The sequence below is a fragment of the Mesorhizobium sp. WSM4816 genome (genome assembly GCF_055811535.1).
This window is the reverse complement of sequence record NZ_JBVVQR010000041.1, coordinates 38590-52117: the sequence shown is the minus strand read 5'-3', so window position 1 is coordinate 52117 and position 13528 is coordinate 38590. Positions and strand designations below refer to the sequence as shown.

The following is a 13528-nucleotide window of genomic DNA, read 5'->3' as shown; positions in this document are numbered from 1 at the left end:
CGACACGCTGGGCGGATCGGCCGATGCTGCCAACCAGCAGTCGCGTTCGGGCGAGCGCAACACCTAATGCGCAGATCTCGTGAGATCTCCGCGCAACTTCGCTTGGCGCAGATCACTGACATCGGCATTGGCGACGAAGTTGCAAAGACCTTGGGCAATGACAAGTCAGATCAGCGAGCAAATGAATACCTTCAGGCGCAGTCTCCATCCTGCTCAGGTTCGGCGAATGGCAAGCGCGACATTGGCAGAGAACGGCGGCACATCAAGTTTCAGCTATGTCGGAATTCGCTTGCCATTCCCCCGTTTGCCTGCCGGCCGCGGTATCCCAGGCGATGACCCGATAGGTCCCGCGAGCCAACCCGGGCAACTCCAAGGCGGCCGGAAACGGCGCAGCATACCGTTTCGCCCGATCGTGTCGCGGCGAAGCAGCCAGACCTGGATGAGCACATGCGGGGTGCGGTTTGGCCACCGCATGCCGCCACCGGCGCCGCCGCTGCCAGGTGAGCCCATTGCAAATGGCGGAAATATTCTGTCGGCAGTTCCGGCGACGTGCAGATCGTCAATTTCGATTGGCAGAGACGGGATTTTGGCACAACGCTGTTGGAAAAAGGTCGTGGCCGTGCAAGTGACGCAAGGTTGACTGAACTCTCAGCAAGACGGCCTGTGTTGCCCATCGCTCTGCCGCTCCGTGACGCGGGCTCGTCCTACTCCTGACATCGCGCAGCCGCTTCCAGCGTTGTCGGTATCGAGCAAAGTGCATGACTGAGACTGAGGCTCCCACGCAAAGCACAGGCGACCAAGATGACATCAGATTCAGACAAGGCTGAGGCAGTTGAGCAATTGCTCGACACACCGGACCTTGCCACCGCGCTGGAAAGCGAGCAGTTCAAAAAATTTCTTGACCAGGTGCCGATCGCTATCGCCGTGTCGGACTTAGGCGCGAAGGAGCGCGTCGTCTATGCTAATCCAGAATTCGAAAAAGTGTCAGGCCTGAAGGCAGCCGAGCTTACCCGGCAAAACTGGGGAGCACTTTCCGGCATTGGCATCCACCAGCAGAAGGGCCGGCCTCTGCCCGAGGCCTTGGTCGAGGAAACCGATTTCGTCGGCACTTTCTGGCTGGAGCCCGTCGGGGCCAACCCGGCTCTTGTCGACGTTTATTCAAACATCATCGTGGACGATAACGGCACGAACTGCTTCCGACTGGTGGCTCTGGTCGACGTCTCATCCCATGGCGAATCTGAAGAAGCGCGCTTGGTGGAGGATCGCGTCCGCGAGAAGGACACCCTGTTGCGCGAACTGCAGCACCGGGTGAAGAACAACTTACAGATGATCACCGCATTGATCCGTCTAGAAACCCGTAACGCGACCGAGCCCGACCAGAAAAGATTTGAGAGGCTCGCCGGCCGCGTCGAGGCTCTGGCGATCCTCTACCAGACGCTATCGGCAGACGAGCAGAAGGAGGAGGTCGATCTCGGCGTTTATCTTAGCCAGATCGCCTCCGCGGTGATGGGGTCGCATGCAGTTGAGGGGATCCGCCTCGACATGAAGGTGGATACCTATCCGGTATCGATCAACGTCGCCATGCCAACGGGACTGGTCGTGAACGAATTGCTCACAAATGCACTCAAGCATGCCTTCCAAGGGCGTGAAGGCGGGACGATAAAGCTGCACAGCATCGCCGATGGCGACGGCTGCCTGGTGATAGTTGCGGACGACGGGATCGGCCTGCCGGAAGGGGAGACATGGCCCAAGCCCGGCAAGCTCGGCGCGCTGATCGCGCGCTCGCTGACAGAGAACGCCAAGGCAAAGTTCAACGTCGCCTCGAGCGCCAGCGAAGGGACGAAGGTCACCATCGTCTTCACGCGATTGGCGGCAGCAAGCTGACAATTGCCAGAGGGGGGATGCTTCATGCTCCCGGCCTTTCCACCGCGGCCCCGGGGCGCTGTGCTTGGCACATTCACGTCGCCGTTCTTCAGGTATGCCGTACCGGGCGCGGCAAGAACGCCGCGTCGATCCCGCCGTTAGCACCTATGCTATCTTAGTGGGTCTGGCTAAAGCTGAGACTCAACCGGAAGGTGGCGGACCAAGGCCGCCAGAACCCGGCGAAAAATTCCGGCCTCTGGTTCGTGTGTGTATTCTTGGAGTTTGCCTTCTTCGCATCCATGCCAGTGCAGCACATTGTTCTTTAGTTCCAGCCGATAGCTGGTTTCTAGTGATATCTCCGCTTGAAAAAAGCGCCGAAGTTCACCGACTAATTCGGCATCCTCAAAGAGCACGCCCATCTCCGAGTTCAAAGACACTGACCGGGGATCAAAATTGAAGGAACCGACGAACCCAGCCCTGTCGTCAACCGTGAACGATTTGGTGTGCAGACTGGCACCCTTGGAGCCAAAAACCGAAATTCCCTGACCGCGAGTGAAGGGCTGGAGCTCGAACAGTCTTACGCCTTTCCTCAGCAATCGCTTGCGATAGTTTGCATAAGCCCCATGAACCGCGGCGACGTCTGTAGCGGCCAAGGAATTGGTCAAAACGGAAACGTCAACCCCATTGCTGACGAGGTCCATCAGGACCGCGGAGCCCCTTTTGCCAGGGATGAAATAGGGAGATACAATTTCCAGATTGTTGCCCGCCGACTTTATGAGGGGAAGCAACTCCTTGGTAAGCCAGCTGCGACGTCTCCAACCTCTCACCTTCTCTGGAGGATCGGAAATCACCCGAACTCGATCCACCCAATGCACGTCGTTGCTGGCCGCGATGAACTCTGCGATGGACCCTCGGTCACCGATCCCGTTCAAAAGCATTGATTCGGTTTCGAGATCGCTTCCTGAAAACAAATCGGAATGCTCGTTCCCAGCGGCTGGACCCAGGACACTGATTGATTTCGCGTCCTCGCAAGCCCAGAATGCCTCAAATATTTCGGCGGTTTGCTGCACGGCAGGACCGAGGAGCAGCACGTCTAAGTCGCGAAAGTTGGTTTCTGCTGCGTCGAAATAGGCATCGCCAACGTTGCGCCCGCCTACGATAGCAACGTTGTCGTCAGCGATCCATGCCTTGTTGTGCATCCTCCGGGTCAACGCAAATAGTCGCAATACAATTTCCACAGCGCGCATGACGCTGCGTTGCCTGACGCCGCTCGGATTAAACAACTTCAACTCGATGTTTGGATGATTGCTCAAAGCCAGATAGGCCGCATCGTTCTTTCGCGGATTGGCGTCATCCAGGAGCATGCGAACTCGCACGCCGCGCTCAGCGGCCCGGAAAACTTCCTGCAAGAGCAAGCGGCCAGTGTGGTCATCGTGCCAAAGGTAGTACATGAGATCGAGACTGCGAACGGCACTCCTTGCCGCCAGAACGCGCCCGGCGAAGGCGTCATAATTGTCCGGAACCAGCAGCAAGCCGCTCTTGCCTGCTTTGATGTTGTCGTGTGCAATCCGCGTAATGGATACTTCCATAAAATTTTCTACCCTTCAGAGATAGAAACCCGGCCTTGCTCAAAATTTGTAGCAAGAACCCTTCAAAGGTAATCTGGTTGCAAATGTAGCTGTCGAATCCCCTGGAGATTTAATCGTGCCATGATCGGTAGATGATCGGAGGCGATCCGAGATAGCGATGTATGGTGCACTTCGAGGCTGGAAATCAGCCTTGGTGGTTTGGCCACGATCCGATCGAGCGCAAGCAAAGGGAATCGCGAAGGGAAACTGGACAGCACGGTTGTGAATTGGACCAAAATGCGGCAGTAGCGCCAGCAACGAGGATCTGCTGTGCACCCGCCATTCGTTAGATCGCCAAGCAAAATGGTTGGCCTTAGGACCGAACGCGTCGCCTCAAGCAGTGCGTTGGCTTGCTTGGTGCGCGACCGCCGGAGTGCCGAACCGATCGTCCTATATGCCCGAGGCGGCACGTCGACGGGCCGGATCAACCCGTGCGAACTCCGTCAGCGCTGGTGGGATCGATCTTCGTCAACCGCGACCTGGCCTCAATTACGCGCTGTTGCGCAACCCGTATCCTGCTGCACAGCGCGATATTGATGCCAACACCGCAGTCATCATCCAGCATCTCGTTCGCACGCTCAAGGGAGCGCTCTGCCCGATTAAGCCGCTGTCGGGCTCGCGCCAGTTCCATATCTAAAAGTTCCATTATTCCGAATCCATTGCGGTCCCTTTGATTGGTAAACCGCTTGTGGTCGCCGTTGGTTCCGGCTGTTCGCGAGCGTGCAGCCCAGACGTAGATGTGGTTGGCAAAGTTCTGGAGCGAGAGTGGTGGGCCGGTGGCCTGAAGGGCGCGACGAATGAAACGCCGGCCCAGTTCAACCCGCGCGACGTCCTTCAAAGCTGGGGGGATCGATCTTCACTAAGCGGTCTGCGGCCTCGACCGCAGTTCGTATCCTGTTGCGCAGCGCCAGGTTGTCGGCCAGCATTTCTTCGGTACGTTGAAGCGCGAGCTCGGTCCGGTGGATGCGCTGCCTGGCATTGGCAACTTCCGATGTCAAAATGTCGGCCACCGTCCCGTGGCCCTGGGGTTCCAAAGTGTCCATGGATTTCTAACACATGGGGACCGATATCGTTCCCTGGTCAATGACAAGTGCACTTCGGCCTGCTTCGCCGGCCGCTGCGATTGCCGGGCGATCGGCGACGACGTCCTGCAGAAGAGCCGGACGTTTCACATCCCCTCATGATGAAGGACAGCGCCCCTTCGCAACCGGCGAGCAACATCGCGACTAGTTCCCAGTTAACCGTAGATCATCGATTGTCTGCCGACATATCCATTGTGCGTTTGGTCCTGCCTCCGTTGCCGGGCCGATGCCGAGATAGGGGTCGCCGATCAGCTTGTCCGGGGCCAGGTCTCATCGGGTGCATAGGCCCCCAGAACTTCGCTGCCGTGATCGGCCAATCTCCAAATCCCAAGACTCAAGCGAAGCGCTACTCTGTGGCGTGAGGCTTATGCGCTTATACTCTACCCAACCGGAGCGGTTCATCCAAAACCCGTTCCGTGCGCAGACGCCGAGATCGAACGAAGGCCTTTAGTCCGTCGGCATCCAACGCATGCCCGAAGGCATAACCCTGCAGTATGTCGCAGCCCAAGCTCTTGAGTGTCTGTGCGTGCTCCATCGTCTCGACACCCTCGGCTACGACCTCGATACCCAGGGATTTGCCGATTTCAATGATCGATGAGACGACCTGCCTTCGTTGCGGCGATTTGACAATAGGAATGACCAATTGGCGATCAATCTTCAGCCGGCGAGGCTGCAGCTTGAGCAAGCTGACTATAGAGGCATAGCCCGTGCCAAAATCGTCTATTTCTATGTCAATGCCGAGCTCTTTTATCTGCTCAAGATTCCAGGTAACAAAATCATCATTTTCGTCAAGGAAAATTGACTCAACGAGCTCGAATGCAACTGTTCCCTTCTTGATATTTAGTTCCCTAAGACTCTTTATGAGTTCCTCATCCTGAAGGCGGCGTGCCGAAACGTTGACTGACACCCGCGGAATATGGAGATTCGCAGCAGACCACCCTTCGAGATCCAAAAGCGATTGCTCTAATATGTTTCGATCGATGATCGAGACGACATTCAATTCTTCCGCAATCCTTAGGAAGACGTCGGGCGCCAAAATGCCCTTCTCCGGATGCCGCCATCGCGCCAGCGCCTCAACCCCAACAATTTCAAGCGTTTTTGCGTCAAATTGCGGCTGGTAAAAGGGAATGAACTCGTTGCGCTCAAGGCCGCCGAGAATTTCGTCGGCAATCCGTTTTGTCTCGACGATCTCGCTTTGCATCGCCTCGGTGAAGAACTCGTATCGATTGCGCCCACGACTCTTTGCTCGGTAAAGCGCGATGTCAGCGTTGACCAGCAGGTGTTTGGCTTCGACATCTTTTCCGTTATCGACTGCAATTCCCACGCTCACGCCAAAACGGCATCGATGGCCCTGATAGTAGACCGGTTCCCGCATCTGGCTGATGACGCGGTCAGCGAGCAGCGCCAGTTGCTCGATATCGTCATGCACCACGCACAGGACGATGAATTCGTCTCCTCCGATCCGAGCGACGAATCCCTCGCCATCGACCTTGGATCGGAGGACGGTCGAGGCGTGAACAAGCATTGCGTCGCCTGCGGCGTGGCCAAGCGTATCGTTAATGTGCTTGAACCGATCGAGATCAATGTGGAGCAGTGCCGCATACCCGCCGGTCCGCCTGGCGTTTGCCGCGTAATCTTCCAGCACCTGGTCGAGGTAACGCCGGTTGGGCAAACCGGTCAGCGAATCGTGGAGCGCAATGTGCTCTATGCGCGCCTTGGCCGATTCGAGTTCTGCATTTTTCGACTCGGAAAGCTGTTTTGCGCGAACCAGGTCCTTGTTCAGCAGGACGTCGGCTGTCACATCCCATTCGGCGCCAATCATTTTTGGGGTGTCGTTTGCGTGCCGGTAAATTATCGCCTTGGATCGGACATGGCGAATCTGGCCATCCGGCCGAATAATCCGGTACTCCGACAAATATGGCCCGCCGTCGGCCATCGCGCGGTCGAAATCGGCGTTGGCGCCAGCCAAATCATCCGGGTGGATCGCTCCCGCCCAGTCCAGGTAGCCGCGGCCCTCCCCGGCTGGTTTGCCGTATATTTCATTGACGCGGTCGTCCCACGTCAGTTCGTTGGTCGCGAGATCGTGTTCCCAAACGCCAATAGCCGATGCTTCCAGAGCGAGTTCCAGGCGTCTCGACAATCGACTCAGTTCCGCATAGTTGCGCTGTCTCTCGCCAATCAGGCGACCGGTAACCAGGAATGGGATCACAACCAACGCCCCGGCCACCGCCATGATGGAGCGCAAGAACCACGCGTTGTCGGGCGTCGAAGGCCAGCCGTTTTTGGGAATGGCTGCGATCCGCCACGAACCGGACGGAAGCAGGACGTCGGCTGTCACCGGATTGCTCTTGGCGACGCGCTCATTGCCGAAGAATTGCTCTCCGCCTGGACCGAGAGCGTCCTTACCAATCAGCGCTATGTCAATCCCGAGATCATCGTCAAGCAGGCCGCTCGCCTTATAAAGGCGCTGAACGTCGACAACGGCCGAAATGATGCCCCAGAACCTTTCGGTGTTGCCCGCACTGCGTACAAAGACCGGAATACGGCCGACGAAGCCTTGCCCTCCCTGCCTCAAGTCGACGGGACCGGCAAGAATTAGCTCGCGCTTGTCTCGCGCCCTTAGCGCGGCCAGACGCTGCCGCTCGTCCTTGCGGTAATCGAGGCCTATGGCCTTGTCGTTGCCATTCATCGGGTACATCAGAGAAATGACCAGATCGGGCGCGCCGGCAATATTCTTCAATTGCGAGCCCCTGCCAAACAGGTTGCTCGCCAGCGAGGCGAAGCGTTGCTGTCCCATATAGGGCTCAGTCACGACCGCCGCGACCAGTCCCTGCACCAGTTGAAGGTTTCCGTTGATGTTGCCTTCAAGCTTGGCGCGGATAAGATTGACCTTGGCCAGGACATCGGCTCGGGCGGCTTGATCCGAGACGATTTTGTTCTGGTGGTCCGCGAACGCTGCGCCAATGGCAATAACGATCACCGCCATTGCCGCCGGGATATTTGCCGACGAGAAAACGGCCTTCTTGATACCGCCGAACCTAGCGCGGAAAGGAGCCAATAGGCGATTCCTCAGATACTATTCAGGTTCTGGGCCAACCCGACCAAGGTATATTAGCTATCAATGTTTAATTTTGACCTTCACGGGTCCTAAAAATTTCGCACCCTCCAACCGCCAGAGGTGGCCGGAGTGGCTGACACGGACCTGCGGCTCCGGCTGACGACTTAACGCGCGTTGCGGCTGAATGGATTGATGCATCGCGCTTCAGGTTTTGTTTGATGCATGTCGTTATCGCAAAACCGCTGCACACCCTCGTTCAAGCCCGAGGGCATGCTTTTGCGCGACATGCATTAGTGGCCCTCAATCGCCTTGGCGGTAACCAGGTAGGGTATCTTGCCGACGCTACGTTTCGTCGCGCCAATGGAATAGGCCATTGGGATCTTGGGAGAGTTCTCTGGCAGGCCGTACATATCCTTGCCGGCCCTCACGGCAAATGAAAAGTGCTGCCACGAAACCGTGTCATGCTCATTGAGAAAATCCAGCGTCAGCCCAGCTGAAATCAGCGCGTTCACCACGTCGCTGACCGGATGAATCCACTCATAGTAGCGCGGATGTTTCAAGATGCGGTCGTCGCCGGTATAGGTGAGTTCTTCGTTCCATGCGAGTGGTCGAGCTATTGGCGTTCGCCAGTCATGCTTGAACTCCAGCGCCGCAGCCTTGCGGTCACACTGGAACATCAACGGATGGCCCTCGGCGAGATAGAGCCGGCCGCCGGGCCGCAGCAGATCGGCAACAACCCGCGCCCAGCGGAACACGTCGTCAAGCCAGTTTACCGAACCCCAGGTAACGTAAGCGATGTCAAAGGTTCGGCCAAGCGCTTCGACTGCCTCGAACAGTGGCGCCTCCACGAAGCGCACGTCAGTGCCTGCCTTTGCGGCGAAATCCCGCGCTGCTGCGATCGCCGTCGGTGAAAAGTCGAGGCCGGTCACGCTGCCCGCGCCCAGATTCTTCAAGCTGATCGTGTCGAGCCCGATATGGCATTGCAGATGGACGATATCCTTGCCGACAATGTCACCGACCTCGCGCGTTTCCAGCTCATAGAGATTGGATCCGCCAGCCAGTACATTTTCTATGTGGTAGCTGCCCGTTGTGTCGGTCGAATGCAGCTCGGCTCGATCATCCCAATTAAGGCGGTTCGCGCCCAGAAACGGTTCCAAATTGCCCCCTCAAGTCCCTGCCGAGACCAATATATATGGTAAACAGAACGTTAATATACCTTGCAGCTAAAGTGTCGCGCGTCAATCCGTGGCGGTACGGTGCACCACCGGGGCTGAACTGAAACCGCGTGTGCGCAGGGTGCTGCGACCGACCCACCTTTCCCCTTTGTGCAAGCCTCGCGCTTCACCGGCCCCGATCGATGGGGTCAGCGATTTCGGCAAGCCTCTTGGCGAGGTCGGTCGACGGGCAGCGCCGGAAGAAATTTGTTGTCGTGCGAAACGTCCGCGGAGCTACGACTGAAACTCCGGCTGTGCCTGCATTGTCCGGAGATCGATCGGCATGGATATGTGTTCGTGCGTGATCATCCAGCGGTCGCTCATCTTCCGCAAACCCGACGTCACCCGCACCCAATAGTCGGACTTCTCCCCGTTGGTTCTTTTGCTTCTGACGTGGCACAGACCATGGCAGAACGCCACGTTGTCCCTGACCGTGACGAGCAGCTCGTGCACCTCATAATCGATCGGACCGTCAACCGAGGCAAACCACGCCTCGAAGTTCGTTCGATAGGCATCGGCGCTCTCGATCCGCAGCGGCGGCCTGATGTCGAATACGACAGTAGCCGCGGCATAGTGTGCCATCAGGGCTTCTATGTCCTTGGCCCGCAATGCCTGCACCAGGTCATCCAGGCCTTTGCGGATTTCCGTTTCTTCTGCAGTCGGGGTCTGCATAGGGCTCTCCTTTCATCGCATGATGAGCGGGCCAGGCCATTGCTCTCGAAGCGACGCACCTGGTCATCGGCCGCGATGGCCAGGTCAAAAGCTGCTGCCTTACTGCGCGGCTTCGGCGAAGGGGGTCGGCACATAGTTGAGTATAGGGCCGAGCCAGCGCTCGACCTCGGCGAGCGGCATGGCCTTGCGGCGCGCATAGTCCTCGACCTGGTCGCGCTCGACCTTAGCCACGCCGAAATAATAGCTTTCGGGATGCGACAGGTAGATGCCGGACACGGAGGAGCCGGGCCACATCGCAAAGCTCTCGGTCAGGCTGACGCCGGCGTTGCGCTCGCCGTCGAGCAGGCAGAACAGCGTCGCTTTCTCGGTGTGGTCGGGCTGCGCCGGATAGCCGGGCGCCGGGCGAATACCGCGATAGGGTTCGCCGATCAGCTCGTCCGGCGCCAGATCCTCATCCGGGGCATAGGCCCAGAACTCCTTGCGCACCTTCTCGTGCAGGCGCTCGGCGAAGGCCTCGGCGAAACGGTCGGCCAGCGCCTTGACCATGATCGACGAGTAGTCGTCGTTGGCCCGTTCGAAGCGCTCCGCGATCGCCGCTTCCTCGATGCCGGCGGTGACGATGAAGCCGCCGAGATAGTCGGCCTTGCCGCTGTCCAAAGGCGCGACGAAATCCGATAGCGCGACGTTCGCCTTGCCGTCGCGCTTGGTCAGCTGCTGGCGCAGCGTGAAGAAGGTCGCCAGCTCCTGCGACCCGGCATCATCGGTGAACAGCCTGATGTCGTCGCCGACGGTATTCGCCGGCCAGAAGCCGATGACGCCCTTTGGCGCGAACCATTTTTCCGCAATGATCTTGGCCAGCATCGCCTGGGCGTCGTCGAAGAGCTGGCGTGCCGCCGGCCCTTGCGCCTCGTCGTCTAGGATTTTGGGATAGCGACCCTTCAGCTCCCAGGTCTGGAAGAACGGCGTCCAGTCGATATAGCGCGCGAGCTCGGCCAGATCCCAGGCTTCGAAGGTTTTCAGGCCGAGGAAGGACGGTTTTGGCGGCGCGTAGGCCGACCAGTCAATCCTGTGGGCGTTGGCCCGCGCCTTGGCCAGCGGCAGGCGCTGCTTGTCGGCTTCGCTGCGCGCATGCGCATCGGCGACCTTCTTGTATTCGGCGCGAACGTTGTCGACATAACCGCCCCTGGTCTCGTTCGACAAAAGTGCCGACACCACGCCGACGGCGCGGCTGGCATCGGCGACATAGACCGTCTGGCCACTGATATAGCGCGGATGGATCTTTACTGCGGTATGCACGCGGCTGGTCGTAGCACCGCCGATCAACAGCGGAATGTCAAAACCTTCGCGCTCCATCTCGGCGGCCATGTGCGCCATCTCGTCGAGCGAGGGCGTGATCAGGCCGGACAGACCGATGATGTCGACCTTTAGCTCGCGCGCCGTCTGCAGGATCTTTGCCGCTGGCACCATGACGCCGAGGTCGATGATCTCGTAATTGTTGCAGGCCAGAACCACGCCGACGATGTTCTTGCCGATGTCGTGGACATCGCCCTTCACCGTCGCCATCAGGATCTTGCCGGCGGTCTGGCGCTCGCCGGTGTCGATGCCTTTGGCGGCATTCGCCAGCTTCTCCGCCTCCATGTGCGGCAGCAGGCCGGCGACGGCCTGTTTCATGACGCGGGCGGATTTCACCACTTGCGGCAGGAACATCTTTCCCGCGCCGAACAGGTCGCCGACGACATTCATGCCTGCCATCAGCGGACCTTCGATGACGTGCAGCGGACGCTCGGCGGCGCGCCGCGCCTCGTCCGTGTCCTGGTCGATGAATTCGGTGATGCCGTTGACCAGTGCGTGCGAAATGCGCTGCTCGACCGGCCAGTCGCGCCAGGCGAGATCGCGTTCCTGCGCTTCCTTGCCCGCCGTGCCCCTAAAACGTTCGGCGAGTTCCAGCAGGCGTTCGGTCGCGCTGCCGCCGCCCTTCGGCTGGCGGTTGTTGACGACGTCCTCGCAGGCTTCGCGCAGTTCCGGATCGATGGTGTCATAGACGGCAAGCTGTCCGGCGTTGACGATGCCCATGTCCATGCCGGCCTGGATGGCATGGTAGAGGAACACGGCATGCATGGCCTCGCGCACCGGCTCGTTGCCGCGAAACGAGAAGGAGAGGTTCGACACGCCGCCCGATATGTGGACATGCGGAAGCGTCGCGGTGATCTGCCTGGCGGCTTCGATGAAGTCGACGCCGTAATTGTTGTGCTCGTCGATGCCGGTGGCGATGGCAAAGATGTTCGGGTCGAAAACGATGTCCTCGGGCGGGAATCCGGCCTGCTCGGTCAACAGTCTGTAGGCGCGGGTGCAGATTTCGACCTTGCGCGCCTTGGTGTCGGCCTGGCCGTCCTCGTCGAAGGCCATGACGACCACCGCCGCGCCATACGCGCGGACGAGCTTCGCATGGTGCAGAAAAGCCTCCTCGCCCTCCTTCATCGAGATGGAATTGACCAGCGGCTTGCCCTGCACGCATTTCAGGCCGGCTTCGATGATCTCCCATTTGGAGCTGTCGATCATCACGGGTACACGGGCAATGTCCGGCTCGGCGGCGATCAGGTTGAGATAACAGACCATTGCCTGCTTCGAATCGATCAGGCCTTCGTCCATGTTGATGTCGATGATCTGCGCGCCGTTGGCGACCTGGTCGCGGGCGATTTCGAGCGCCGCGGCATAGTCGCCCGCGGTGATCAGCTTCCTGAATTTCGCCGAGCCGGTGACATTCGTGCGCTCGCCGACATTGACGAACGGAATCTCGTCGGTCAGCGTGAACGGCTCAAGCCCCGAAAGGCGCATCTGTGGCTCGATGTCGGGAACAGGGCGCGGCGGATATTTCTTCACGGCCTGTGCGATGGCGCGGATGTGGTCGGGCGTCGAGCCGCAGCAGCCACCGACGATATTGACCAGGCCGTCGCGCGCGAAATCCTCGATCTGCGCAGCCATGAACTCCGGGCTTTCGTCATATTGGCCGAATTCGTTGGGCAGGCCGGCATTCGGATAGGCGCAAACAAAGGTGTCGGCGACGCCGGATATTTCGTCCAGATGCGCGCGCATGGCTTTGGCGCCCAGCGCGCAATTGAGGCCTATCGTGAACGGGTTGGCGTGGCGGACCGAATGCCAGAAAGCCGTCGGCGTCTGGCCCGACAGCGTGCGGCCCGACAGGTCGGTGATCGTGCCGGAAATCATCACCGGCAGATGCACACCGTTCTCGATGAAGATCTCGTTGCAGGCGAAGATTGCCGCCTTGGCATTCAGCGTATCAAAAATGGTCTCGATCAGAATGATGTCGGCACCGCCGTCAATGAGACCGCGCAGCTGCTCGCCATAGGCAAGGCGCAATTCGTCGAATGTCACGGCGCGGTAGCCGGGATTGTTGACGTCGGGCGACATCGAGGCGGTGCGGTTGGTCGGCCCCAGCGCACCGGCGACGAAACGACGCTTGCCATCCTCCTGCTCAGCCCTTGCCGCTGCCCAGCGCACCAGCCGTGCACCGTCGCGGTTCAGCGCGTAGACCGCGTCCTCCATGCCGTAATCAGCCTGGGCGATGGAGGTCGAGGAGAAGGTGTTGGTTTCAAGAATGTCCGCCCCGGCGATGGCGTATTGATAGTGAATCTCCTCGATCGCCTTGGGCTGCGTCAGGATCAGCAGGTCGTTGTTGCCCTGCTGATGGCAGGCGCACTCGGCGAATTTGTCGCCACGGAAATGGTTCTCGTCGAAGCCCAGGCCCTGAATCTGCGTGCCCATGGCGCCATCGAGGATGAGGATGCGTTCGCGCGCCGCCGCCGTCAGTGCAGCAAGCACTTCCGAACCGTCGGGCTTGGCCGCGACGGGGCCGAACAGTTCGTCCAGCGATGTTGGGTTTTGCGACATATTTCGTCCTCTGAGCGACGGTCGCGCTTAAGCGACATAAAGACATCTTTATGTGAGTATACGGGATTTTTCTGCTGCTGTCACCCCGCCGAAGGCAATGGC

Annotated in this window: 8 protein-coding genes; 2 read left to right on the top strand and 6 right to left on the bottom strand. The window is 59.2% G+C overall.

Annotated elements, in window-relative coordinates:
* The first annotated feature begins 801 nt into the window (after positions 1 to 801).
* A complete protein-coding gene (locus tag AC0L3H_RS28585) occupies positions 802 to 1884 on the top strand; it encodes a histidine kinase dimerization/phosphoacceptor domain -containing protein (protein ID WP_473587691.1) in 1083 nt (360 codons plus the stop codon).
* Between the two features lie 167 nt (positions 1885 to 2051).
* On the opposite strand, the gene AC0L3H_RS28580 is transcribed toward AC0L3H_RS28585, so the two are convergent.
* A complete protein-coding gene (locus AC0L3H_RS28580; protein ID WP_473587690.1) occupies positions 2052 to 3452 on the bottom strand; it encodes a phospholipase D family protein in 1401 nt (466 codons plus the stop codon).
* 433 nt (positions 3453 to 3885) lie between these two features.
* Here AC0L3H_RS28580 and AC0L3H_RS28575 point away from each other — a divergent pair, with 433 nt between their 5' ends.
* Complete coding sequence (locus AC0L3H_RS28575) at positions 3886 to 4128, top strand: hypothetical protein (protein ID WP_473587689.1); 243 nt, start codon at positions 3886 to 3888, stop codon at positions 4126 to 4128.
* 178 nt (positions 4129 to 4306) lie between these two features.
* Here the strand turns inward: AC0L3H_RS28575 and AC0L3H_RS28570 are convergent, their stop codons facing one another.
* From AC0L3H_RS28570 to metH, 5 genes are all read right to left on the bottom strand, one after another.
* Complete coding sequence (locus tag AC0L3H_RS28570) at positions 4307 to 4534, bottom strand: hypothetical protein (protein WP_473587688.1); 228 nt, start codon at positions 4532 to 4534, stop codon at positions 4307 to 4309.
* A gap of 412 nt (positions 4535 to 4946) precedes the next feature.
* Positions 4947 to 7559: a bifunctional diguanylate cyclase/phosphodiesterase gene (locus tag AC0L3H_RS28565; protein ID WP_473587694.1), complete on the bottom strand. Its 2613-nt coding sequence runs from the start codon at positions 7557 to 7559 to the stop codon at positions 4947 to 4949.
* Between the two features lie 362 nt (positions 7560 to 7921).
* Complete coding sequence (locus AC0L3H_RS28560) at positions 7922 to 8788, bottom strand: class I SAM-dependent methyltransferase (RefSeq protein ID WP_023803186.1); 867 nt, start codon at positions 8786 to 8788, stop codon at positions 7922 to 7924.
* 291 nt (positions 8789 to 9079) lie between these two features.
* On the bottom strand, positions 9080 to 9517 hold the full coding sequence (locus tag AC0L3H_RS28555; protein WP_473587687.1) for a YybH family protein: 438 nt from the start codon (positions 9515 to 9517) through the stop codon (positions 9080 to 9082).
* A 99-nt stretch (positions 9518 to 9616) separates the two neighbouring features.
* A complete protein-coding gene (metH, locus tag AC0L3H_RS28550) occupies positions 9617 to 13426 on the bottom strand; it encodes a methionine synthase (protein WP_473587686.1) in 3810 nt (1269 codons plus the stop codon).
* Between the last annotated feature and the right edge of the window lie 102 nt (positions 13427 to 13528).

What these genes read in the sequence shown, in the direction of transcription:
- AC0L3H_RS28555 (WP_473587687.1), bottom strand. Translation starts at nt 9,517, where the DNA reads ATGCAGACCCCGACTGCAGAAGAAACGGAAATCCGCAAAGGCCTGGAT.
- AC0L3H_RS28585 (WP_473587691.1), top strand. Translation starts at nt 802, where the DNA reads ATGACATCAGATTCAGACAAGGCTGAGGCAGTTGAGCAATTGCTCGAC.
- AC0L3H_RS28580 (WP_473587690.1), bottom strand. Translation starts at nt 3,452, where the DNA reads ATGGAAGTATCCATTACGCGGATTGCACACGACAACATCAAAGCAGGC.
- metH (WP_473587686.1), bottom strand. Translation starts at nt 13,426, where the DNA reads ATGTCGCAAAACCCAACATCGCTGGACGAACTGTTCGGCCCCGTCGCG.
- AC0L3H_RS28575 (WP_473587689.1), top strand. Translation starts at nt 3,886, where the DNA reads ATGCCCGAGGCGGCACGTCGACGGGCCGGATCAACCCGTGCGAACTCC.
- AC0L3H_RS28565 (WP_473587694.1), bottom strand. Translation starts at nt 7,559, where the DNA reads ATGGCGGTGATCGTTATTGCCATTGGCGCAGCGTTCGCGGACCACCAG.
- AC0L3H_RS28570 (WP_473587688.1), bottom strand. Translation starts at nt 4,534, where the DNA reads ATGGACACTTTGGAACCCCAGGGCCACGGGACGGTGGCCGACATTTTG.